Source organism: Dyadobacter sp. SRI_021 (assembly GCF_057586235.1).
On sequence record NZ_JBYCZM010000003.1, the window covers coordinates 386,536 to 411,560 of the forward strand.

General features: G+C 48.1%; 19 protein-coding genes and 2 tRNA genes. 3 read left to right on the forward strand and 18 right to left on the reverse strand.

The genetic code is table 11. From position 1 onward, the window contains the following. Positions 1–186 precede the first annotated feature (186 nt). The 6 genes from AC2YIT_RS10930 to AC2YIT_RS10955 form a co-directional block, all read right to left on the reverse strand. The gene (locus tag AC2YIT_RS10930; protein ID WP_487279194.1) at positions 187–957 is read right to left on the reverse strand and encodes an isocitrate lyase/PEP mutase family protein; all 771 of its coding nucleotides are present in this window, start codon (positions 955–957) and stop codon (positions 187–189) included. Positions 958–1,049: 92 nt separating this feature from the next. Next, positions 1,050–1,862 carry a helix-turn-helix domain-containing protein gene (locus AC2YIT_RS10935; protein ID WP_487279195.1) on the reverse strand — a complete coding sequence of 271 codons (813 nt, stop codon included), beginning with the start codon at positions 1,860–1,862 and terminating at the stop codon, positions 1,050–1,052. Positions 1,863–1,963: 101 nt separating this feature from the next. Then, positions 1,964–3,499: an FAD-dependent monooxygenase gene (locus AC2YIT_RS10940; RefSeq protein ID WP_487279196.1), complete on the reverse strand. Its 1,536-nt coding sequence runs from the start codon at positions 3,497–3,499 to the stop codon at positions 1,964–1,966. 41 nt (positions 3,500–3,540) lie between these two features. Next, positions 3,541–4,359 carry a helix-turn-helix domain-containing protein gene (locus tag AC2YIT_RS10945; protein WP_487279197.1) on the reverse strand — a complete coding sequence of 273 codons (819 nt, stop codon included), beginning with the start codon at positions 4,357–4,359 and terminating at the stop codon, positions 3,541–3,543. A 78-nt stretch (positions 4,360–4,437) separates the two neighbouring features. Continuing rightward, a tRNA-Leu gene (locus AC2YIT_RS10950) sits at positions 4,438–4,523 on the reverse strand. Positions 4,524–4,587: 64 nt separating this feature from the next. Beyond that, positions 4,588–4,660 (reverse strand) — tRNA-Gly (locus AC2YIT_RS10955). Between the two features lie 392 nt (positions 4,661–5,052). Between AC2YIT_RS10955 and AC2YIT_RS10960 the strand changes: the two genes are divergently transcribed. Both AC2YIT_RS10960 and AC2YIT_RS10965 read left to right on the forward strand, forming a co-directional pair. Continuing rightward, positions 5,053–6,126 (forward strand): TerC/Alx family metal homeostasis membrane protein, encoded by a 1,074-nt coding sequence (locus AC2YIT_RS10960; protein ID WP_430844625.1) that lies wholly within the window; start codon positions 5,053–5,055, stop codon positions 6,124–6,126. A 25-nt stretch (positions 6,127–6,151) separates the two neighbouring features. Beyond that, positions 6,152–10,150 carry a DEAD/DEAH box helicase gene (locus AC2YIT_RS10965; RefSeq protein ID WP_487279198.1) on the forward strand — a complete coding sequence of 1,333 codons (3,999 nt, stop codon included), beginning with the start codon at positions 6,152–6,154 and terminating at the stop codon, positions 10,148–10,150. On the opposite strand, the gene AC2YIT_RS10970 is transcribed toward AC2YIT_RS10965, so the two are convergent. Continuing rightward, positions 10,145–10,849, reverse strand: coding sequence for a 3-keto-disaccharide hydrolase (locus tag AC2YIT_RS10970; RefSeq protein WP_430844629.1), 705 nt, complete (start codon positions 10,847–10,849; stop codon positions 10,145–10,147). The genes AC2YIT_RS10965 and AC2YIT_RS10970 overlap by 6 nt on opposite strands. Positions 10,850–10,975: 126 nt before the next feature. Between AC2YIT_RS10970 and AC2YIT_RS10975 the strand changes: the two genes are divergently transcribed. Beyond that, positions 10,976–11,365, forward strand: coding sequence for an HIT family protein (locus AC2YIT_RS10975; protein ID WP_430844630.1), 390 nt, complete (start codon positions 10,976–10,978; stop codon positions 11,363–11,365). A 3-nt stretch (positions 11,366–11,368) separates the two neighbouring features. On the opposite strand, the gene AC2YIT_RS10980 is transcribed toward AC2YIT_RS10975, so the two are convergent. From AC2YIT_RS10980 to AC2YIT_RS11030, 11 genes are all read right to left on the reverse strand, one after another. Further along, positions 11,369–12,853 carry a capsule assembly Wzi family protein gene (locus tag AC2YIT_RS10980; RefSeq protein ID WP_430844632.1) on the reverse strand — a complete coding sequence of 495 codons (1,485 nt, stop codon included), beginning with the start codon at positions 12,851–12,853 and terminating at the stop codon, positions 11,369–11,371. 107 nt (positions 12,854–12,960) lie between these two features. Then, the gene (locus tag AC2YIT_RS10985) at positions 12,961–14,403 is read right to left on the reverse strand and encodes a capsule assembly Wzi family protein (RefSeq protein WP_430844634.1); all 1,443 of its coding nucleotides are present in this window, start codon (positions 14,401–14,403) and stop codon (positions 12,961–12,963) included. A 47-nt stretch (positions 14,404–14,450) separates the two neighbouring features. Next, entirely contained in the window at positions 14,451–15,872 is a 1,422-nt protein-coding gene (locus AC2YIT_RS10990) for a capsule assembly Wzi family protein (protein WP_430844635.1), read from the reverse strand. A gap of 37 nt (positions 15,873–15,909) precedes the next feature. Continuing rightward, entirely contained in the window at positions 15,910–16,911 is a 1,002-nt protein-coding gene (locus AC2YIT_RS10995) for a sugar transferase (protein ID WP_430844637.1), read from the reverse strand. A gap of 339 nt (positions 16,912–17,250) precedes the next feature. Further along, entirely contained in the window at positions 17,251–18,318 is a 1,068-nt protein-coding gene (locus AC2YIT_RS11000) for a glycosyltransferase (RefSeq protein ID WP_430844638.1), read from the reverse strand. Between the two features lie 47 nt (positions 18,319–18,365). Then, positions 18,366–19,481 carry a glycosyltransferase family 4 protein gene (locus tag AC2YIT_RS11005; protein WP_430844640.1) on the reverse strand — a complete coding sequence of 372 codons (1,116 nt, stop codon included), beginning with the start codon at positions 19,479–19,481 and terminating at the stop codon, positions 18,366–18,368. Between the two features lie 28 nt (positions 19,482–19,509). After that, complete coding sequence (locus AC2YIT_RS11010; RefSeq protein ID WP_487279199.1) at positions 19,510–20,586, reverse strand: glycosyltransferase family 4 protein; 1,077 nt, start codon at positions 20,584–20,586, stop codon at positions 19,510–19,512. Then, complete coding sequence (locus AC2YIT_RS11015; RefSeq protein ID WP_430844644.1) at positions 20,579–21,886, reverse strand: O-antigen polymerase; 1,308 nt, start codon at positions 21,884–21,886, stop codon at positions 20,579–20,581. Before AC2YIT_RS11015 ends, AC2YIT_RS11010 begins: the two co-directional genes overlap by 8 nt. Continuing rightward, complete coding sequence (locus AC2YIT_RS11020) at positions 21,876–22,607, reverse strand: glycosyltransferase family 2 protein (RefSeq protein WP_487279200.1); 732 nt, start codon at positions 22,605–22,607, stop codon at positions 21,876–21,878. Before AC2YIT_RS11020 ends, AC2YIT_RS11015 begins: the two co-directional genes overlap by 11 nt. A gap of 3 nt (positions 22,608–22,610) precedes the next feature. After that, positions 22,611–23,735 carry a glycosyltransferase family 4 protein gene (locus tag AC2YIT_RS11025; RefSeq protein ID WP_487279201.1) on the reverse strand — a complete coding sequence of 375 codons (1,125 nt, stop codon included), beginning with the start codon at positions 23,733–23,735 and terminating at the stop codon, positions 22,611–22,613. Between the two features lie 207 nt (positions 23,736–23,942). Next, the gene (locus tag AC2YIT_RS11030) at positions 23,943–25,025 is read right to left on the reverse strand and encodes a GumC domain-containing protein (protein ID WP_430844650.1); all 1,083 of its coding nucleotides are present in this window, start codon (positions 25,023–25,025) and stop codon (positions 23,943–23,945) included.

The following is a 25,025-nucleotide window of genomic DNA, read 5'->3' on the forward strand; positions in this document are numbered from 1 at the left end:
GTAAATCAGCAGGGATCTTTCGATTTGGGAAACTTCAAATATAATTTAAAACAACCCGAAAAGAAAGACCCATTTCGCCATTTCCTAAAAAATAGTATAGAATAAATTTGCGCCGGAGTTAAAATGTTTTCTACGCTCCGGCGCTGCCTCTGTTTGGTTCAATTCACAAAGTGCATGAAAGTAATGCTAGGAAAAAAGCGGTAAGAAACTCTGGGCTTCCACCACATTCTTTGCCAGGATGCTTGTTTGGGCGGTTACCTTATTGAAAAGGAACGGTCCCATACTGACCCTTTTAACATTCAGCGATTTTAATGTATTGAAATCGGGCAATGCAGGCATACACATGACATTCACGGGCAGGATGGTTTCGCGGGTAACAGCCTGAATATCCTCGGCCAATGTGATGCACGGCACGAAAATTCCGTGTATCCCGGTGTTTTCATAGATATTAATGCGGCTGATGGTTTCATCAAGTGCATTAGGTAGTCCAAGCAGGAATGCGTCAGTCCTGATGTTGAGAAAAATTTTGACGTTTTCCCTTTCAAGCCGGTCGACGATTTCAGTCAGCAGTTGCCTGAATTCTTCGGTTGGCCGAAGCTGGCGTGTGGGTTTAGGCAGCGTGTCTTCCAGGTTTACGCCAACCACGCCGGCTTCGTACAACATTTTAATACGCTCGGCTATTCCCGCGGCGCTGTCGCCGTAACCGCCTTCAATATCGACCGTCAAAGGGATTTTGGCGGTTTCGATAACACGCCGGGCTACCCGGAGGATCATATCAAAGGGAAGGTTCTCACCGTCGTCGCAGCCGAATGCGGTGGCTAGGGCATGGCTCGAAGTCCCGATGGCCTTGTAGCCGGCGGCCTCAAAAATATGTGCGCTGTTGACGTCCCAAATGTTGCCCAACAAGAATGGTTCTGTTTGTTGATGAAGTTGCGAGAATGTTTCGAAAGTGTTCATAATCTGAAAATGCCCTTGTTTGAAATGAATTGATAGCACAAAGGTATTTCAGCTGTCAGGCCGGAAATTGTACAAACCGGAACGACCTGATTTTAATTGATCAACATTTGATTGACGGCCGAAAGATTGTTCAGGTAGGCCGATGGCGTAAGTCCGGTAAAAGATTTGAAATCCCTGATAAAATGCGACTGATCAAAGTAGCCCGCGTCGTATGCAATGGATGTGAGCGGCAATTTGTTTTCTCCGATCAGTTTGAGGCTGGTTTTGAAACGATGGATCTTGTCGAACGATTTCGGCGAAAGACCGGTGTGCTGGTAAACCAGTTTATGCAGATACCGGGTTGTAATTCCGAACGTGCCGGCAACCCGGCCGATATTATTCTCTGTAGGATCTTTGGCAATGCTCGTCAGAATGCGGGCTACTTTATCCAGCCGGTCTTGCCGGCGCGAGGCCCGAGTGAGCTTGCTGGCGAAAAAGTTGTCGAGCAGGGTAATGCGCATGTCTATCGACTGCGCTTCCAGTAATCGGCCGTGCAAATCGCGGATATCCCCGCCCATCACATTCGTCAGGTCGGAAACCTGATCGTTGAAAATCCCGATCTCGTCATCGATCGCAAATGGGGTGCCATGTGTGAAAAAGCGCACTCCGAGCATCAGATGAGCCCCCGACGATCTGATCGCCAGCGGCCGGGTAATTTGTCCCCAAAGTTCGATGGCCGGATTCTTACGAAAAGCATTATCCTGAAAAGATTCCCAGATTCCACCGCCGAGGTTGAAGATCACCTCCGTATCGCCGCTGGGGAACACGGTATCCTCATAAGCCGCATTATCCGAGGAGGCAAACTGGTAGTAATGCCGGATGTAAGGGGCCAGCGCCTTTGCCGGCTGGAAATACTGGAATTCCATATGGATACCTATTTACTGGGTCATTTCGCCTTTTTGGACACATTGCAGGCAGGTAAATATACAAGGGGTGAGTGAGCGGTAATTGTATGAAAAGGAACAAATCAATGTACTGTAACATTCCAATACTGGCGGAGAATTTGGGTTAAATGCACGGTGCTATTGGCGCTGCTATTGGAGACCCACGCGAGAATACCGTCCGGGCGTATCAGCAGGGCGCTTAAATCAAGCTGATCTTTGACGCGGCCGCAAATGTACCAGACCCGTCCGCCGTATTCGTCTGCCAGTGTTTGGAGCGAAGGATTTGCATTAAAATCAAGCAATATCATCAGGCCGTCGTGCATCAGTTCACTGATTTTAACACCATTTTCAAACTCGAAATTCGGAACACTCCGGCCGACGAGGGGATGGTCACCGCCAAGATCGTAGTGCATATGAATGCCCCAGACCTTGCCCGCCATGTAAGTAGCACCATCACGGGTATTGATCAGGTCGCGGAAAATCGCGTACAGTGCGCGTGCATGGGGGGAGGGGTGCATAATGGCTACCTGCGCGCGCGACCAATCCAGAATCTGTGCGCCGATCGGGTGGCGCTCGGTGTGATAAGTGTCGATCAAACCTTCCGCTGCCTGATCCTGAACGGTGGCCGCGAGTTTCCAGCCGAGATTCAGGGCGTCGCCCAGTCCCAGGTTAAGCCCCTGGCCGCCCAACGGAGAATGAATGTGTGCGGCATCGCCGGCTAGCAATATCCGGCCGTTGCGGTAGCGGGTGACCTGGCGGGCGCGGTCTGTCCAGGTAGTGGCGGTGTGCAAGGTATTAATCGTTACGTCAGTGCCCGAGACGCGCCGCAGCACTTCCTGAATATGTTCGCGCGTGATTGGCGTTTCGGAGCTGTGAAACGCGCCGCCATCGAAGTCCTGAATGAGCACGTATCCTGGCTGCGACTGCATGTACATGCCAGTGGGGGTTACATTACGGCCAGGACGGAGTTTTTCAGGATCTGAGATGTCAATGAGTGTGGTGTAGCCCGTGAACTCCGGTTCAGTACCGGCGAACTCAAAGCCGCCCATTTTACGGACAATGCTGCGGCTTCCGTCACAGCCGACGAGCCATTTCGCCCGAAAGGATTGATTAGCCGACCAGACTGTTACATTTTCGTCTGTTTGAAGGAGATCGGTAACCGGAAGTCCGCGTCTGATTTTCACACCCAAAGCTTCAGCACGTCGAGTCAGGATCATTTCAAGCTCTGCTATTTCGGAGATCAGACTTGTTTCAGGTGAGCCGGGAAGGTGGTATTTCCATTGGGAGGTGTCGATATTTCCCTCGTAAAATGGAATGCCGGCAAAATGCCCAGCCTGGCGTTGCACTCCTTGTTCAGGCGCGGTATGCGGATTTTTGAGGCGTTTGCGGATTTCCAGCTCCGCGAGCAGGCCGCGGCGGTAGAGTGCCTCGATAGTGGGCGCCGAGAGCCCTCGTATCCCGAAAGGCAACTGTTTCAGCCGTGAATGAGGGTTTTCGGTCTTTTCAAGGATTAGAACCGAGCATCCCGCTAACGCGAGCTCGCAGGCGAGGAACAGGCCTACAGGTCCTGCGCCGGAAATGATTACATCGTGTATGGGGTGATTGGTTGTAGCTTTCATATTTGAATGATTGAGCTACAAAATTCAGTAATGCCCGCTGCTCAGGCTTGTACAAACGCGACAAAATCATTGCCTGCGGCGTGTTTCCGTTCTTTCGCATTTCGGGCGAATGCAGCAGGCGTCGTGCCGCTATACCTTTTGAATTCCCTACTCAAATGCGCCTGGTCGGTGTATCCCAGTTCGTGAGCCAGGCCGGCGAGGTTGGACTCTGGATGGTGCCAAAGCTGATTTCGAACCTGCTCAAATCGTATTAAGCCGGAGACGTCTTTCACCGAAAAACCGGAAGAGCGTTTGAATTTCCGCTCCAATGTGCGGACTGTTGAATGTGCGGCCATGGCCACATGGCTTACCGGGATGGTGCCATTTGCGTTCCGCATCGCCGCGCCCGCTTTGGCCAGCATACTGTCCACAGCAATTTGCGATCGGATGTGGACGAAGTATTGTTCCAATTCAGCCATGATCCCGTCGATCCGCCCCGAGGCCATCAGAGGAGCAAGCCTGGCTTGAAGCTGTGCTATGGAATGCACAAAGACATGTACACCGTTTTTTCCGGAGGGTGGGAAACCAAGCAAATCGAATACCGTCCAGGGGAAGCACCTTACGCCAATGATCTCCAAGCGGCCTTTTGTTTGAAAAACAGCAGGCTGATTGAGAAGGCCCATCAAAAATGGGGAAGGGAGCGGTTGCAAGTTGCCACTTACGGAAATGTGGTGAAGATTTCCAAAATAGAAGATGATCTCCGCGTATCCATCCGGCTGGACCTGGAATGTAGCTTCCTGGTCTCCAAATTGGCGATGATCGTACCAAAAGCATTTGATGGTATCCTGAAGTACCTCGGGTGGTCCAAATTCCTGGTGCATGCTGCAAGATAGCGCACATGAGTAGGGAGCACAACAAAAAAGGAGCTGCGATTGCTCGTAGCTCCTTGGGAAAATCAGTACCGGGGACGGGAATCGAACCCGTACGGGCGTTTCGGCCCACAGGATTTTAAGTCCTGCGTGTCTACCAGTTCCACCACCCCGGCAAAGCCAGGTACCGGTACCAGTGAAGAGAAAAAAAGCACCGTCTCCGGTGCTTTGTTCTCTCTGAGCGAAAGACGGGGTTCGAACCCGCGACCTCGACCTTGGCAAGGTCGCGCTCTACCAGCTGAGCTACTTTCGCGTATTTTTCATAACCGTTCCCGATTATTGTGGTGCAAATGTAGGGACGTCTGGTATTTGACGCAAGCTTTTGAAGAAAATATTTCGTAAAAAAAATGCGCAGAAACATTAACAAATTGTAAATCAATAAGTCATTGCTGAAATTTTTTTTGACCCAAAAACGGCGCAGGAGGTGGATGGAAGCGGTTTGCTTCTCAAAAGTGTTTATCCTTCCGAAACAGATGTAATGTATGCTTCATTTACCGTCCGTCAGTTTTCGCCTATCCACTTCATATTTTGCTTACCTTTGCCTCCTTTAACCCGCGTAGGCTGCGGCTCGCTGGGGCTGCTCCGCTGGGATGGCCCGGTTTTGGTAAGAGTCGGCCGGTTCTTTCAAACTAAATTTGCTTGTTCATGTTTTCCAACGAAGTGCTGTTTTTTGGAGGTTTTATTCTGGTGATCAGTGTAATGCTGCTGTTAGATCTGGGCGTTTTCAACAAAAAAGACCATGTGGTCAAGTTTGGTGAAGCGGCTGCCTGGACCGTCGCCTGGATAGCGCTCGCATTGGCTTTCTATCTGGTCATCAATACACATGGCGACCTGGTGCATGGCATGGACAATTATGAGCAGCTCGAAACCATAAAAAACAAGTACGCGCCGCACTTGAAACTCATCCCCGGCGATTTTCAGGAAAGCCTCGAACTTTACCGGAAAAACATGTCGCTGGAATTTATTACCGGCTATTTGCTGGAATATGCGCTTTCAGTCGACAATATTTTTGTCATCATCCTGATCTTCTCGTCGTTTGGTGTCCGGCCTAAATACTTCAAAAAAGTGCTTTTCTGGGGCGTTTTGGGGGCGATTATCATGCGTTTCATATTCATTTTCGTGGGTTCGGCGCTGATGCAGCGTTTCGAATGGATCATTTACATTTTCGGCCTGTTGCTGGTTTATCAGGGAGGTAAGATATTCTTCGAAGGAGGAGAAGAGGAGAAAATCGATCCTGCGAAACACCCTGTTGTAAAATTCGCTTCCAAATACCTGCCCGTGTTCCCGCGCTACGTGCATGAGCATTTCTTTGTATTAAAAAAGGGTAAATGGCTCGTGACGCCACTTTTTGTGGTGGTGCTGATTGTGGAATTTACCGACCTGATCTTCGCGGTGGATTCGGTGCCGGCGGTATTCTCGGTTACCAAAGATCCTTACGTGGTATTCTTCTCGAATATCTTCGCAATCATGGGGTTGCGCTCGATGTTCTTCTTCCTGAGTAACATTATGGGACTCTTCCGCTTCCTCAAATACGGTTTGGGCGTATTGCTCGTTTTTATCGGCAGCAAAATGCTGGCCCACCATTACCTCGAATCTATCGGGTTTAAAACGGTGTATTCGCTGTACGTGATCATCGGTATCCTGGCGGTGAGCATTCTGGCGTCGGTGATCGTTCCTGAAAAAAAGGAGGTCGAAGACGAGGTCTTATCCAATAGTTAGGCGTGGGGCAGCGTTTTGAGTAACTATGAGCCGGATTCTTAAAGCCTATCTAAAACGACTTACCAATCTTAGTACCCGCAACAAGTCGCTGTTGCTCACAAGCTTGTCTGCCGAACAGTTCCTGGACTTCCACGATACGGATTTCCTGTTGTCGAAGCCGTCTATCGATGTGCTGACACAGGTGATCCAGGGGAACAACCGCGTCGCATTGTCAGACGTAGCCGATCCGCGGTTCGAGAAGGTGAATGAGGCCAGCAAGCGGTTACGCAAAATAGCCCGCACCGAGCGCTTTATCGAAGAGGAAAGAGGCTCTCGCGACCTGTATGTGGGTTACCCGTTTGTAAAAGGCAAGCTTTCCGACGGCACGCCAATTCATGCCCCATTGCTGTTTTTCCCTGTGACGCTGCGGATGGACCGCGAGCAATGGTGTCTCTTCGAACGCGACGACAGTACCGTTGCTTTAAATCAGAGTTTCGCGCTGGCTTACGGGCATTTTAATGAAGCGCAAATACCCGATGACATATTAGAAAAGTCATTCGAGGATTTCCCGAAAGACTTTCTCGAATTCAGGACACAGCTCTACGAGTGGCTGAAATCGACGCCATTCAAAATTAATTTTAATCAACAACTTTTTGAGGATAAACTTGTTGCATTCAGCGGCGAAAAGAGTTCGGATCTCATAGCAAATGAGCGTAACGGGGAACTGAAACTTTACCCCGAGGCTGTTCTTGGTATTTTCCCGCAGGCGGGTTCCTACCTGGTTCCGGATTATAACAGACTCATGGACCTTCTTGAAAGGGAGCCGCATATCAAGCTCCCGCTGATTGACTCGGCTGAGGAAACAGTAGACGGGAGCCATTTCGCGCCGGAACTTCCCGTGCGAGAAAGTAGGCAGGCGAGGGAAGAGGATGTACTTACTCCTTTTCCGGTCGACGAATCGCAGGAAGAGATTATCCTGGCCGTCAAATCAGGTCGTTCGGTTGTAGTGCAGGGCCCACCGGGAAGCGGGAAATCGCAGTTAATCTGTAATCTGATCGCCGATTTTACGTCGAAAGGGAAACGGCTATTGTTGGTATGCCAAAAAAGAGCGGCGCTGGATGTGGTCTATCAACGTCTGGCAACTACCGGTATGAAGGATTTTACCGGTCTTATCCATGATTTTAAAAACGATCGCTCGACATTATACGGCCAGATCGCGTCTCAGATAGAAAAAGTAGAGGCATACCGTCAGCAGAATTACAGCCTCGATTCAGTGTTTCTGGAAAGACAGTTTACCCAGGAAAGCCGCGCGATCGATAAGACGGTGGATGAACTGAATGGCTTTCGCTCCGCATTGTTTGATGAAAAGGAGTGTGGTGTGAGTATTAAAGAACTTTACCTCACGAGTGATCCCAACGCGCCACATGCCGATATGCGGCCTTACTACCGGCAGTTCAGGATAGACACATGGGATGAGTTCAAGCGGCATTTGAAAACCTATTCTGATTACGCATTTCTCATTCATCCCGCACATCCGTGGCGGAACCGGCGGGGTTTTGCCGCATTTGGAATGGCGGAGTTGAGGACAATGGAAAATATGTTGTCGGAATGGCCTGCTGCTTTTGAAAAGCAAACCCGTGGTTTTGAGCAAATAACTGGTGTATCATTCGAAAAAGCATTCATCCGAAACAGAAAAGAGATCACAGAACGCCTTACGGATATTACCGAGCTGGTTTCGGACGAAGCCTCATGGAAACTGGTAAGGAAATACACGGGCGCGCCGGCAAATGTGCACGAGCGACTCGCGTTTGTACGCCAGGCTGTGGATGTAATGGAGGGATTCATTGCTGAGGGAGGCATTGAGATGTCGTTACCGGCGTCGCAATTGAATGCATTTGAGGTGATGCTTAAAAAGTCACTCGAAACGAAGCAATCGGCTGTTTCAGGTTTTTTCTGGGATGTTTTTAGTAAAGAAAAAAAAGAAATCGAGCGAGTAGCGACGGCCAATGGCCTCACGGTTTCTCTGCAACATCTGGTCCGACTTGAAGAGCGATTAAAAAACCGCAGGCAACTGGAATCCTGGCTACAAAATGCAAGCCTGGGTTTTGATCCGGGATTTGCCGATGGTTTTTCGGCAGACCTGGCAGGAGAATACCTGTCGTTTTTCAAATCTGCCGAGCGTGCTGCGGATGCAGTAGCACGTATGGATGCGGGTGCGTGGACGAAGGTTTTTCACGAAATTGTCGCTGCGAACAGCCAGCTCGGACAGTTTACAGACATCATTCAAAACCTCAGACAATGGCTGCAAATATGGGATAGGATGGAGAATGCGATGCTGCCGTATTTGCTACCGGAGCAGATTGCCCAGCTGATTGACAATCCCGCCGGTTACAGCAGTGTTTTGTTGGAAGCCTTGCGCAACGACTTTGACTCGCTGGCTGATATGGACCGCCTGTGGGAGGAAATGACGGAATCGCAGAGGGGTGCTACGCAGGTGACTTTGGCGAAAGGGGCAGAGCTTGGCCTTACCAACGCGAATGAGGTATTGAATCTCTTTGAAAATAGCATTAAGCTCGCCTGGATCGAACATATCGAGAGTAAATACCCCGCACTGCGATCGGTGACGTCGCTTAAAATGAAACAGTGGGAGGACCAGGTGCAGGGCAGTATCGCATTAAAGCAGAAGCTGAGCTCGGATATTACAAACATTAAATTGCGCGAGGCCACTTATGAGGATGTGGAAAAGAACCGGCTGGGTAACCGTGTAACGTACCGCGAACTCGGGCACCAGGTGACGAAGAAGCGTAAAATCTGGCCGATCCGTAAATTGCTCGAAAACTACGCCGGCGAGGTATTTGCCCTCATACCTTGCTGGATGGCCTCTCCCGAGGCAGTATCGGCCATTTTTCCAATGGAAAGCGGTTTGTTCGACCTGGTTATTTTTGACGAGGCTTCACAATGCTATGCGGAGTACAGCTTGCCGGCGGCATTCAGAGGGAAACAATGGGTGGTTACCGGTGACAGTAAACAGCTTTCACCGAGCGATCTTTACCGCGTAAGGTTCGAAGACCGGTCGGAGGATGAGGAGTATTCGGCCGCCATCGAAATCGAGTCTTTGCTCGACCTTGCCGGCCAATCGCTGGATCATTATCAGCTGACAGGCCATTACAGGAGTTTGTCTCTCGATCTCATTGATTTCTCTAACCGGAATTTTTATAAAAAGAGCCTTAAACTGCTGCCCGATTTTCATAAGATCAACGACCGTGAGCCGGGGATTGAGTACATCAAAACGGAGGGTGTCTGGAAGAACAATACCAATGCCATGGAAGTGGAGGAAGTATTGCGGCTTATCCGTGAACTTGCAGGCAGCGGAAAGAGCATTGGCGTGGTGACGTTCAATTTTTACCAACAAGCGGCTGTTCAAGACGCATTGGAAAAAGAAACCGCATTGCCTGAGGGCCTTTTTGTAAAGAACATCGAGAATGTCCAGGGCGATGAGCGCGACATTATCATTTTTTCGATGGGCTATGCGCCGGATGAGAACGGGCGCATTTCCATGCAGTTCGGTACGCTGAATATGCAGGGAGGCGAGAACCGCCTTAATGTGGCCGTCACGCGTGCACGGGAGAAGATTTACTTTATAACCAGCCTCTGGCCGTCGCAGCTGCAGACGGAGCAGACAGCGAATGAAGGCCCGAAATTACTCAGGGCTTACATGGATTATGCATTGCAGGTGTCGGAAGGCAAGTTTGAACCTGCGCCGCTTGCTACCGGGCAGTTTCGCTCGGACTGGCTGCTGAAAGAACGGCTGGTGCGACAAAACCCGGCATTTGAGAAAGAACTTCCATTTGGCGACATTACAGTAAAAGAAGAAGGGGCCTACAAGGGCTTGGTACTTACGGACGACGATCTTTACCATTACAGTAAATCGTCCAAAGAGCCTCACGCTTATTTGCCCCTCCTGTTGCGGTTGAAAAACTGGCCGTTCAGGCGCGTTTACAGCCGCGAATATTGGTCGGGAAACCTAAAAAACGACGTATTATAATTCCTTGATGCGGATATTGCGGTAGGAAACTTTGTCGCCGTGATCCTGCAATGCGATCTTTCCTTTGGAGGATGCCCCGAATCCCTGCCAGGTTTTGAACTTGCTGTTGGCAACGAGTTTGTCCCATTCAGCACCTTGCGTAGGGAATTCAACTACTTTTTTGCCGTTCAGCCAGCTCTCGCCTTTACCACCTTTGATCACGATTTTTGCCTTGTTCCATTCTCCGGCAGGTTTTACCGCAGAGAAATTGGATGGCGGGAGCATATCGTACAGTGAACCGGCTTTGTGGTTACCGTCCTTACCAGCTTTCGCATCGGGATGTTTCGCATCGTCGAGTACCTGAATTTCCGGTCCGGTAGAATAAGGACAGCAATACTTTTTGTCTTCTACCACATGATAGATGATTCCGCTGTTACCGCCTTCGGAGATTTTCCATTCCAGTTCGAGTTCGAAATCACCATATTCTTTGTCGGTAACGAGGTCTTTGCCGCCTTTTTCGGCCAATACTACTGCACCGTCTTCTATTTTCCATTGGGGCAGAACTTTGTCCTGTTGCCAGCTATGCCAGCCATTCAGGCTCTTGCCGTCGAAAAGGGTAACCCACTTCCCTTTTTGCGCTTCTGCATCATTTGAAAAGGCCAAAGCAGCCAGGGCGATAACGGATACTTTTCCGAAAGCCTTCCATTTTGTGAAATTCATGTTTCGCTTGTTAAAGTTTTAGTCCACAATATTAAGTACTTTTTGAGTTTTCAAAGGCATATTTGGATCGAAAGTTGGAGGCTCCTATTTTTGGGAGTAGCTCAAAATAATCCGATATCTATCCACATGGCTTCTATATTTTCAAGAATCGTAGCGGGGGAGATCCCTTGCCATAAAATCGCCGAAACAGCGGATTTTCTCGCCTTTCTCGATGCATTTCCTATTGCGAAAGGACATACGCTCGTCATCCCGAAGAAAGAGGTGGACTACCTTTTCGACCTTGATGACGATCTGTACACAGGCTTGTTTCAGTTCGCTAAAAGTATTGTTCCTGCATTGGAGAAGTCGGTTCCCTGCCTGCGCATTGGTGTAAGCGTAATTGGTCTGGAAGTTCCCCATGCGCATGTGCACCTGCTTCCGCTCAACAGCATGGCTGATGCCGATTTCAGTAAGAAAATAAAAATGTCGCAAGAAGAACTCGCGACATTGGCTGAAAAAATCAGAAGTAATTTGTAGGGTTCAATAAAATGAGAAGTCTTTTCGCACACCCAGCATGAATCCGTAGGTTTTACGGTACAAGTCGCCGATATCCGCCGCATAGGCCCCTTTCACGGTCAAACCGCCGAGCACGTCGAGCTTGGATTGCATCATGAGCATACCGGAGAATTGCCTGGGTGAGCCAAGGAATGGTTCGAGCCAGGCGCCACTGTTCTCTGAGAAGGAGAATTTGCCCATCCACTGGATTCTGCGGAGCAATGTTCCTTCCAGTCCCAGGTGGAACATCATGACGCGGTTGTTGCTCGTGAAATTGTCGGCATAATTCGGCCACTTCCATTTGGTTTGCGAAGTGGGAGGAATAAACGGCGTTCCGATAGTCCTATCATAATAACCCCAGCCGTCACGAACCTGCTGGTTGTTGAAATAATTATCGTGGCCTCGCTTTTTACCATCGGTCAATACAAAATCGTTACCTCCCTGGTCTTTGGTATATAAAAACTCCAGGACAGCCGCATTGATCTCGAAATTAGCCCCATAAGAGTTTTTACGCTTGATTCTGGCGCCGTACAAGCCGTCCTTGAGCCCCGTCAGATAAAATAACGAGCCATCCTCGTAAATGAACTGTCTGTATAGAAAAATACTGGTCTCGTAGGTTTCGACCTCCATCGCGAGATCAATCGAGCCGAGGTGATTTCCTATGCGGCTCGTGCTATCGAAATAGGTGATGTCGTCACCACTCCCGCCGATGGATCCTATGACGGCATTGATATAGTTCTTAAATCCGGTAGGCATTTGCAGTCTGTCGCCCGTAAGGCCCAGATTCTTCTTAAGTCTCCCGCCCCATTGGACCTGGTGGTTGAAGCCTCCGTAAAGTTTCAGCAACGAATTCGCCTTTCCGATACGAAGGTAGAACGCCTTCTGATGAAATTTTAAATTCTCGGTAATGGGCCTGCTGTTTTCAAAAAGCCCGTCGGAATAGAATGCCTGGAAGGAGAGCCAGCCTTTTGTGAGAGGTACCGGCACGAAGCGGGTGGTTCCGAAGTAGATCTTGGGAATCGGCAGTGCATTACCCGACCAGGCGTAAGAGCCTGAACCGATGGTAGAGTCCGCCAGGCCAAGTGCCTGTTTCTTGCGTCCCACATATAATTCCCAGTTCTTATAACGCAATGTTACATGCGCCTGGGGAAGTAGGAGATTCTTGGTTTGGACAAAATTTCCCGCTGCTTCTATACCCGCGCCGACACGCCACTCATTCCGGGTTTTATTCTCTGATATTGTCCAGTAACGTTCTAGCCCCGCACGCACGCTAAGGTTGGGGCCTGTTTTCGGCACGATCCCGTATTGATTGGATTGGATCCAGAACGGCGTGTACCCATTGGTGCTGCCCATTCCCACGAATTCCGCGTAATTCGTGGTTGAGTCGGTATAGATAACAGGTTCCTTGATCTCAGATTGGGAAAAGCCAAGGATGGGCACTAATAGTAGTATGAATAAAAGAAATCTCATAGGTGTGCCCTCACGCATTGTCCATAATGTGTATAATAGCCAACAAAAATAAGTATAACTTTTCTATTATCATATTGAACATATGCGTCGCTTGATTGCAAAACGGGTTAATCCAGGAATCCGCTTTTCCGCAAGCCGATGGCTAACCCGTAGGTGTTAGGATACAGCTTACCAATATCCGACGATAATGCGGAATAAACACTGCATCCTTTGAAGATATTTAAGTTTTTCTCAACACCCAGCCATAAGGATACTTGCTGCCTGACTCCCTCAAATGGTGTGAGGAAGGAACCTGAATTACGCGAATAAGTACCGCGGAATGACAATTTCAAATGCAGCCAGGTGGCGGTTACCCCTGTATGAAACGCCCAGAAACGATTATTATTCGTAAATTCCGAATTATTGCGCGGTAAATCACGATCGGTAGTGGTTGATGCCGGGGCTAAGGGTGAGCCGATGCCAGAGCCATAATAAGACCAGCCACGCTGATATACGTAGCTATTGAAATAGTTCGCCCTTTCGAACAGTGACAGTTCAGATATCGGATAACGGTTGATCTGATTGCGTGTTCCGATCACTTCCAGCAGAAATGAGTGAAATGCCAGATAGGAAGAGCCGTTCGGAAGCGGTTTGGTACGTTTCACGCTCAGCCCGTTCAGCCCGTCTTCAAAATTAGTAACTCTGAAGAGTGACCCGGTCTCGTAGATATTCTGGCGGTATAAGAAGAAATTCCAGTCTTTTCCATGCCATTCGCCACCGATGTCAAATGTTCCGAAATGGTTACCAACCTTTCGATAATCCAGGGTTTTCCCGGAGATCGTATGCCAGTAAGCTTTAAGCATGTCGAGTTGGTACAGCGGCATTATTTCTTTCTCGCCGCCCCAAATAGCCTGATGATTGGCTCCCAGGTAGACGCGATAACGGTGGGATTTTTTGCCGAGTCGAAAATAGAGTTGTTTTTGATGCAGATAGGTGTCCGAAATGTGGGGAACGCTGCCGTAATTAATGCCGCTGGCACCCAGGTATCCATCCGAATAAGTAAATTTCAGCGCGACGAAGTTGTTGGTGAAGTAAAGCGGCAAGTACTCCTGAATGGCAACCTGGACCCGGGGGTAGGGCCTAGCGTTACCAGCCATAGCGAGTGAGCCGGAAGAAAGGGTCGTATCGACAAGTCCGGCGGTCATCCTTTTTTGCCCCGCGAGAATTTCAACCTTCCCGATTCTTATAGCGGCATATAGATCAGACAGGAAACCATTTGCCGATTTGCCGTAACTGGCGATCCCCTGAATGCCTGCGCTCCATTGAATCAGTCGCGGGTTATGTGGATTATAAACCTTATATATTCCGGCATCGACAATGCCAAAATTGCCGTTTAGCGGAATGCTACCATTTTGGTTGGCGTGCTGCCAAAAAGGAGTTTGGGCCGTTGCCCCGGCCGCCATTACCGATGCTTTATAGTATACTGTCGAATCCTGAGCTTGTAATTTGAAAACGATGAGTAACAGATAAAGGGGTAGGTAAACTCGTATCAGGGAAAATAGGGACGACATTTAGTAAAACAGGGAAATAGTTCAGCCGTGTATGCAAAAGCTTAAAGTTACCAGATAAAGCCGGATTTCCGCCAACTGATCAGCACTGCCATGTTTTGTGTGTACAATTGGCCAAAGTCAGAGGCTAGACTTAAACCGAAAATATCTCTTTTAGAGTTTAAAAGCGGGGCTTCAACTCTTAATAGCAAGGAAGTTTGGTTCGCAACCGGTCTGATCGGGTTATCGTAAGTGCCCGAGTTCTGGGAAAAACTGCCTTTTAGTAAAAAATTAAACTTCTTCCATGAAGCCTCGGCGCCCAAATGATAGGCAACGATCAGGTTATTCGCAGTGAAAAGGTTTCCGGTGGTAAACAGGTTGTCCCGGGTGGTTGTCTGAGGAGCGATCATGGGAGTGCCAAGACTTCTTCCGCGGTACGACCATCCCTGGTTGTAAACGTAATGATTGAAGTAATTGTCTTTTCCGAAAATTCCATTCAGGTAGTCGAATATAGCGCCCCCCTGGTTCTTAGTGTAGAGGAATTCAAACAGCAGGGTATTGAAACGGAATGCGGGGGCGTTTTCACTTCTTTGCTTTCTTTTAAACCGTAATCCGCTCAAACCGTCGGATACGGTGGACAAATTGCTAAGTGAGCCGTCCTCGTAGATCGTTTGGCGATAGAGAAAAATGTCCCATCGTTTCCCCTTCCACTCTGCGGCTACGTCGATCGTTCCGAAATGGTTGCCTACACGGCTATGACTCCATGGTTTGCCAAAGATGACATATTCATAGGCTTTGGCCTTTTTGAGGCCACCGGTAAAGATTTTGTCTTCGCCACCCCACATAGCCTGATGGTTAAAACCTCCAAACAGATTGAGCCGATGCGTGTGCTTACCGAGTTTTAGGTAAAGGGATTTTTGATGCAGATAGACGTCGGGAACGCTGGTGACGTTGCCATAATGCACTCCAGCCGAGCCAAGAAGCCCATCTCCGTAAGAAAACTTGAAAGAAAAAATGTCGTTGCCAGGAATCAGGCTTACGAAGTTCGGTGTCGAAAGTTGGATCTTGGGATAGGGGCGGTAGTTGGGGGACATAGCAATAGGCCCCATGGTAAGCAAACTATCGCCCAGTCCCATGAACTCCTTTCTTTGCCCAATACTGAGCTCCACTGGCCCTGCCTTACCGGCTATGAACAGATCCGTAAAGAATGCGTCGGATTTCTTGCCGGCGAAACCTACCAGTTCTGCTCCTCCCGACCATTGAAAGAAGCGGGGATTGTTTCGATTGTAGACCCGGTGAAAACTGGCGGCGCCTTGCACGAAAGAGCCTTTTTCGGGCGTAGATGCATTCTGATTGGCGTATAGCCAAAACGGTACACCGGCAGTCGAGCCGGCAGCGTTGATCCCGGCGGAATAGAAAAACGTAGAATCCTGTGAGTAGCTTTCAGCACAAAGTGCTGCCCAGAAAAGCAGCACATAAAAGAATTTCCTCATTCCAGGACTATTAAGAATTTACGAAGTGTCAGAGGGATTACCTGCCCTTCTTGCCGAAAATAACTACGGCCGTCAGGAGTATGATTTTCAATTCCAGGAACAAGTTCCAGTTTTTGATATAATAAAGATCATACATGAGCTTGTGACGCGCGTCGTACACACCGGCTCCGTACGAATACATTACCTGCGCGTAACCGGTGATGCCTGGTTTGATATTGTGGCGGAGGTTGTAATAGGGAATAATTTCGTCGAATGTTTCAGTAAACACGGGGCGTTCCGGACGCGGGCCGATCAACGATAGGTCACGTCTGAAGATATTGATGATTTGAGGCAATTCGTCAATGCGTGTCAGGCGCATGAATGAACCGTACGAGAATATCCTGGAATCGTTCTTTTTTGAGAATGATGCTCCGTTTTGTTCTGCATCCAGCCCCATCGACCTGAATTTGATGCAATTGAACGGCCTGTTATTCATGCCCACACGTTCCTGGAAGTAAAATACAGGCCCTGGGGATTCCAGTTTGATTCGGAAATAGCTGAGAATCCAGATCGGGAATGTAAGAAGGAACAGTATGATTGAGATCGTTATATCGATGATCTTCTTTGGGTAACGAACCCTTCTGCCGAAGGTGGGGACTGTCAGAAGATTGGGATTGATTTCGGTGACGTCGTCCGGAATGTACACTTTTTTGAGGTCTCGCTCGCAGAAATCGTAAACGGTGGTGATTCGGATCGATTTGTTTTTTCGGACAACCAGTTCGTAGATCACCCTGTTACGTCGGTCATACTGGGGATTAGTAACCAGGTGTATTTTTTCAAATCTGTCGAGTAGTGGCCTTACCGTGTGATTGAGAAGATAATCGTCGTTATCTGAGTGCGGTATCAGGATAATCTCCTTGTATCTTTTGAGAAGTAACGCCAGATCTTTTTTTTGAAGAAAGTAGTCGTAGCTGGTGACAATCAGGACTTCTTCCGAAACGGCGGTTTTGCTTAGAAGCCGGTGAATATACTTGCGGTCAGATACGTAAGTGTTGCCCATATGTGTGTATTTTATGAACTAAAAAATAGTGTGATTGTAGAATATACGTGTGTTAAAGCTACAAGTTTAGGAATAAACTTTTGAAATACGAAATTATCAATATGGTCAAATCAAATATAATTTTTGGCAGAGAAGGGCTTTTGTGCTAAAAATTAATATTTGGCGGAGAAGGGATGAAATTAGTACCGGCAAATATAAGGAAGGTTTTGGCACAAAATATTATTTTACTGTAAAGAATTTTTCCGTTTTTTTAGTGCTCCGGGTATTTTCGACTGATTCGACCGATTTATCACATTTCCCATAATCATTTCCTACCTGTAAGTGTCCGCGCGGTGAAGTTCAGGCTATCGATTTGTAGAGGGAAAGGTACATCCGGTACATTGCCCCGACGGTGAAATACTGTTCATACGACTTTCTGGCTTCGGCTCTTGCGTGGGCGAGTTCGGCCGGGTTGCTCGCGTAATACAGTATTTGGTCTGCAAATTCACTTGCGGTATTGGCTACTGCCCTGCCATTCAATCCATTAAGGACTTCACCAATGCCGCCGACATCAGAGGCAATCACGGGAACCGAGTAGCATAACGCTTCAAGAATGGACATAGGCATACCCTCGTAATTGGAAGGAAGCATAAACAGATCGGCGTATTTCAGCAGACGATGTGCATCTTCCGCTTCTCCGAGGCAGTAGGCATTCGCCGGAAGGTCGGCCATTTCATCTTTGTTGCCTATCCAGAAGAAATGAATATTGTGGCCAGCGAGCATTTCTGCCACTTCACAAAAAAGTTCAAACTTCTTCTGCGGCGAAATCCTCGCAATACACATCACCTTGAAACCCGACTTCGACCGGATCATTTCGGCCAGGCGGCGATAACTTTCGCTGTGATTCTCAGGAACGTCGGTGGAGTAATCCGTAATGCCGTTATAAATGTAGGAGACATTCTTTTTGATCCCCTCGCTCAGCAGGTTATTGTAATCGTATTTGCTCACTCCGACAATATGCTTGGCCCTGATCTGCAGAAGGCGCTCCAGATGGAGAAACTTTCTGAATGCGACCCGAATGGAATCAAAGCCATGAACGGTGTAAACGATCTTTTTCCGTGGAAAGGCCAATCTGCCGAGAATCCCTATTTTGGAAGAATGCAAGTGAACGACGTCAGGCTTAAAAATCTGGTAAAGTCGTCGCAATTCGTTCACCACCTTATGCTCTTTCGAAAGGCTGATGGAGCGCTGCAACGGGTTGATCTTCCATTGGCCTACTTCCGAGGGAAGCACCTTCCACAATTCTCCGTCCTCCGACGACGCAACCATTACCTCATGACCGTCATTGACAGATTCGCGCGCCAGATTGATCACCACGGATTGAGCGCCCCCGAGTTCCGCTAGCGTGATGACATGTAATATTTTCATAATCTCAATAACAACTCCAGAGAAACCGCTTTCTGTTAAATGTGATATTAATCGCTGCCGATGGTTTTACTTGCTCGCACGACTGTCCCGATATTGCGTATCAAGGATTCAGAGTACGTACCCACCGTTTTAAATCCCTCGTAACTATTTAACGAGATCCGGTTGTAAAGCTGCGGATCGGCAATCACGGATTCCAGTTTTTGCAAAGAATGGCCGAATGCTTCGGTTGTGCTAATATCAGCAAAAATCGCCGTTTTCATATCTTCAGCATAGTTGGGAATTTCGCCTACCGCGGTTACGAAGCAGACGAGCCCGTTTTGCATCGCTTCCGCTACGCTCATGGCCATCCCTTCGTTGGTGCTCAGCTGAATCAGGAAATTATAGTTTCCAAATAGTTCCAGCTTCTCGCTACCGTTCACTTCTCCCTTAAACCGTACCCGGCTTTCCAGCTGATGCCTGCGGATATATTCTATTACCGTTTCAAGCATCCCATCATCCCTGCCATAGATATCCAGCGATGCATTGTATCCGCGATCTGTCAGGTGTCGGATGGTGTCGACGGCCAAAGGTAAGTTTTTTACGGAATTGATCCGCCCGAGAAACATGAACCGCACATTTTGGTTATCGAAGGGCGGGGCTGGTTTAAAATCCGGCGAATGACTCGTAAAAAAAGAAATGACTTCAACAGGTACGGGAGGTTCGAATTGCCCGGTCACAAATGTGGCCGTAGCCTGAGAATCTGTGAAGATCGAATCGGCATGACGGATGGCTGCCTGGCTGAACAGCCGGTCGAAGCCATGAAAAAAAGCGGTATTATGAATGAAAGAGATGAACCTTATTTGGGGTCTGAGCTTTTTAGCTATGACACCGAGCAAGGATGCCCGCCATAGCGAGCAGATCATGACGTCTGGGGAGAAATGCAGAATGAAGCGGATCATTTTGGGAATGACCAACGGATACATACCTAGCTTATAGTCGAACGTGACCATGCAAGCTTTTTCCGTAGCTGAGAGGTGGCTGGTTATATTTGCATCGATACTCCCCAAAACCATCACTTTCAGGTCAAACTGCCTGTTTAGCTCAGGTAATGCTGATAGCATGGCTACCTCAACGCCGCCGATCTGCACGTCGTGCAGTATGTAAAGTAGTTTTTGTTTTTTCAAAGCTAGTGTGTTCTTACATAGGGTCGTTTTATTTCAATACGCGGCTCCATTGTTCCATAATTCGCCCAAGTTCGAGTGTATCGAGTTTTTGTGATTTGTAATTCCTCATACGCTCACGGAGGACATCGTCATTCATCAGCACAGCTAATGATTGCGACAATTTGCTCACATTACCTGCCTCTACCAGGATGCCATTTTGCCCTTGTTCGATCAGTTCTTCCGGTCCGGTGTCGCAATCGAAGGCCACAACGGGCAAATGGAACGCGAGAGCTTCCAGGAGCACCATGGGCAACCCTTCGAACCGCGAGCTTAGACAGTAGATGGATGCTGTTTCAAAATAAGCAAAAACTGCTTTTGTAGTACCCACAAGTTCGACCGACTCCCCAATCCCGAGTTCTGTTATTTTCTTTTCAAGAAGCGGTTTGTCTTCCCCATCGCCGATGATGAGCAGCTTCCATTCATTCCGAAGTTTCGCGGGGAGCTGTCCCCAGGCGTCGATCAGCAAGTCAAAGCCTTTCTGGAAAGTAATCCTTCCCACGGAAATGACCGTTTTAGAGGGACTTTCGTTGACTTTTTGCTCTTCCAGGAACATGGGGTTCGGAATGTGCACCAGTTGTGCGCGTCGGTACCAGGCTCCCTCTTTCCAGAACTGTATATCACGGGCCGTTAACGTTACGATTTTGTCGGCAAAGAAAAGTGCAAGCTGTCTCGCAAAAGATCGGGCCGCTATGCCCAGGCTTACCTTGAAATTAAAGTGCTCCCACACCACATGCCGGATGCCGGTAAAGGCAAGAGACGGGATCGAATACGTCGCCATGATTGATTCGACCGTCACAAATGTATCGATATGATTATTGTTGATGAATTGCCGGATTTTATGTTGCGAATACAGGATTTTCCGGACGCCTTTCAGATTTTCGATATGCAGGCTGGTAACCTTTACATTCGGCTCGAAAGGGAAGAAAACCTTTTCAGGATCGCCGTAAAGGCCTAATACGTGAACATTATAATTTCTTTTAGCAAGTTCATTGATAATGACCGAAGCCACGCGTTCCGTTCCGCCAACCGCCGAAATATTATAGGTAAAGAAAACAATATCAGGCATAAGATTTTGATTTGGTGATCACTTGGAGCACCATGTACAGGATTTTGGCTACCACATAAGATAATGTCAGAAATAGGAGGCCCCAGAAGCTTGTGTTACCGAATAGCAGAATATCGTCAATCAAGCGGGTTGAGCAAGCGATCAGCACCAATATGAATAGGAACGAGTAGTAGTTCATATTCAATGGGTTAAGATTTTTATATATATTGCGCAAATAGCCTACCAGGAGGCCGATGATCAGCGCATACAAGATGCCGCCCCAGAGTCCGAAGAAATGGTAAGCCAGATAATTGTATCTTCCGTTTGCCCCGGATGTTCGGCGACCCGAATAAAACGCAAACACATCTACGCCGACAGGTTCGGGCGGCGTAATCTCGAAACCAAGGTTTTTCAGGATTGTCCCCCAGCCCGGATAAAACGCATACTTGAAGAAGGAGGACTCCTGGATGCTGTCCATGACGTCGTCGTAATACCCGAGCAGGAAAATATCTCCACTAGCCATGAGTCGCAAGCCTACCTGTTGTACCGCCGAAGATGCATCGGCACCTACGGAGATCATTACGATACCAACGGGAAAGCTTAACAGAACCAGCATCAGTGGCCAGGATATTTTGATTGTGCTCATTCGTCCCTGGACGACCATCGGATAGGTAATCAGGAAGTACATGACGAAGAAAACCACAATGCCCGATTTGGACCCATTGGTAGCAAGGTCTAGCAGTAGCACGAAACAGATGAATAGCTCGAACAGATTGAGCCTCTTTTTGAGATAGAGGATCTTGTAGTACAGCGACATAATCACTAATGACCGGTAAGACACCAGAAATGCCCGGATAACTCCGTGACCCTCATATGCCGAGACGTGGTTGTGTTCGCTATCGAGGAGTACGATTCCGACCGTTTTCAAATTGATTGCTTCAACAAAAACGTAAGCTGTACAAACGACAAAAACGAACAGATCGAACTCGCTGATACCCTGGGTTGGGATTTCAAGTCTATTCGTATCTCCTCCGAGTTTGATTGCCGGTATATATGCTGCGATTGTTAATCCTACGAACAATGCGATTTCGGTACCCAGGAAAGACCAGCCATATATAGGTTTGAGGGCTTGGTCGGAATATAGGAAGTACACACAAAATGCCCCTCCGGTGAGATTAATGACCGTGAGTAGGATGGGGTCGAGAATGCCCCAGTAGATTTTTCGGTAGAGAAGCAGATAAAAGCACAACAATGCTCCATAAATAGCCCCGTAATAGAGCCAGTTATCCAGGATTGCCCTTACGAAAAAATCATTTCCCACCTTTCAAACTGTTTTTAAAATTCGAAACCTTCACACGGAACCAATAGTAGGAACCCACCGCACTGCCGAGATTATCGTACACTATGCCGACAATATCCTTTTTATGTTGATAGTCGATATTTACAGAGCTCATACCCAGATCGTTGTAAATAGAGATCAGTTTAGGCATGTAAACGAAATGAGTAGCAAAGCGACTGTATAACTCCACATTATAGACGTGATCGGCCGCTAATTTATAGTCCAAGTTATACTTCTTTTGCTTATAAATTGACCTTGGATAGAAAATGGCCTGATGCGAGATGTTCCGCAACGCGATATTCCATTTGCTGACTTTACCGGTGTAAATCTGATTACTTTTTTTCAGATAGGTGTTTCCGTAATAAATGCCGTCGGTTTCGGTCATCTCGGCAACAACCTCTTCAATAATTGTCGGCGAAACCAGCACATCGTCGCATCCAAGGAAATAGACCCAGTCGCCCGTGGCCAAATCAAGTCCCTTGTTCATAGCGTCGAATATCCCGCGGTCGGCCTCACTTTTCCAAAGGGCGATCTCACGTTCGTATTTCCGGATGATATCCAATGTCCCGTCAGTCGAAAGTCCGTCCAGAATAATGTACTCAATATGCCTGTAACTTTGGTTAACGACACTTTTGATGGCATTTTCGAGGTCTTTCTCGCCGTTCCTTACAACTGTGATGATCGAAATTTTGGGGTACTGCATAACTTAGCTTTGACGGCAACCTTCTACTTCCCTGAGAAAATTGTCGCGATATTTTGTAATCGTGAAATTTTGAAGAACATGCTCCCTTGCGCGTCCGGCTATGTCGGCATAAAGGGAATGGTCGTTGAGTAATCTCTCCAACTCAGTGGCAAGACTATGCTCATCGGACCGGAAGAGCAGGCCGGTCTGCCCGTGCTGGACGATCTCACTGGTGCCGGCCGAATCGAATGCGACTACGGGAACACCGTACATCATGGCTTCGATCGTCACGCGCCCAAGCGCCTCGTTCGGCGAGCACATGAGCAATGCGTCCAGACGACGATAAATGCTTTGAATATCTTTGGTAAACCCGGAAAACTGAATATGCTCGCTAATATCCTGTTCCCTGATATAGGCTGCAATTTCCTCATAATAAGCCGGATCGCCAACTTCGCCTACAATTTCCAATTTTATGGCGACTCCTTTTTTAACGAGTGCATTCACTGCTTTTACGGCCGTCATCTGGCCCTTGGCGGGGTTGATGATGCCCACTATGCCTGCGAGAGGAGTTTCAGAAAGCATACGAGGCGATGTCTCCGGAAGCGCATCGACCAGTCCATTGTAGATTACGACATATGGCGCGGTAACACCCGCCTCGATAACCCTTTTTTGAGCAATGCTTTTTGAAATACAAATAATACGTGCCGCCTTGTTGGCCCAGAACCGGAACGATGATTTACCAAAGTTGTATTTTAAATGATAGTCCTCATATACAAACTCGCGGATGTGCCACAAGTGCTTCCGGCCCGAAAAGAAGGCAACGAGCGCACCAAAGAAGATCACCGATGAATTGGTATGGATCAGATCGATCCGTTTTCTGACAACCAATATAGCAATATAAAACGCGGCAAGAACATTGAACGTAAACCTTTTAACGCTGTGAAACCATTGCGGGAATCTCGGGATTTTATGAATGTCGTTGGCAAACGCCACAATCTTGTATTCGATGCCGTTCCTGGCCAGCTCTTTCGCAAAATCGCCGTCTTCCAGACATATTACCCACCAGTCTATCCTGTGTCGGGTAGCAGTAAGTAAAGCTAAAAGGGACCTGTTTGCACCGTAAAGTGTACCATAGTGACTGAATGACAATATTTTAGGTTTTTTATCGGTCCTCATTACTTACTTTTCAAATGGCTCAGCTTCTTGACATAAGGCCCGATCAGCGGAACATGAAGGCTGAGATCACCAGTTAAATTGAAGCAGATTCAGATTGTTGGCAATGAACCGTGCAGATACCTGCGAGGTAAACCGGGCGATCAAGTATGTATAAAAAGTTGAGTGTGAAAGCACTGCATCCTACTCATTAGCGCCCGAAACGATTTTCTGAACCACTTTTTCTTTAATAAGGAGGATGTATAAAAGAGTGAAAAAGCCACCGAGGAAGCCCCATATCAGGCCTATGCGCAGTCTTTTTGGGCTACTTTTTAATAATGGAACTTTTACAGGTTCGAGTACTTTAAATACCGGACGTTCTTCTTTCACAGTGACTTTGGCTTGCTCATACCGTCTCACCAGGTCGCTGTAAAGTGATTCTGATAATATGTATTCCGCCTGTAACCGTTGCTCCTCAATTTTGGCTGTGTTTGAAAAGATATTTCTATTCTGGTCGCGGTAGCTTTGGAGCGCATACTCCGCAGTACGGAGCCGGGCTTTGGCCTCTTTCACCCGGTCGGCAAGCAGGCCTTCACGCTGGCTTGCTTTGGATGAGCGATAGTCTTCTACATAATCGATCAGGTATTTTTGTGCCGCTTCCACGATGATCGCCGAGACAAATGGGTCGACCGTTTCCGCGCTGATCTGGATTACACCACTTTTTTGATCCACTTCTGCTGAAAGGAGGGAAATGGCGCTCGCGATATTGGATTGCTCCGAAAGCGAGTAGGAAAGAATTCCATCCCTTTTGAGCTTAACTTCTTTTGCAGGGGCTTTGGGCGAAGAAGAGAACAAGCCTGAGAATAACCCTGGTTTAGCCTGCGCTTTCATAAAATCCAGGAGCGTCTTATAAGGCTTGTTGTCCTGATCCACAACCGGCTGTTTGAGCAGGTATTCGCCAAACGGCGAGCTTTGCATAATGGTCGGGTAGAGGTCCGGCTGCAATTTTTCGGCGCCGTCACCATTAAGGCCTGCACCAAGCAAGGAGAACGACCCCCTCTTCGATGTTCCATATTCCGGCAACAGGCTTACCTTGGCTTCGTACTTCTTTCTAAGTGTGAAACTGTAAGCGACGCCAGCTACCACGGATATGATCACGGCCAGTATCAGCAATTTGATATACTTCCCTATAAAAAGGATGATATCAATGAAACGTATTTCCGAAGCATTGAATGAACTCTCCTTGCTGTCGGCTACTACCGGCTTTTTTTCTGGATGGGATATCAT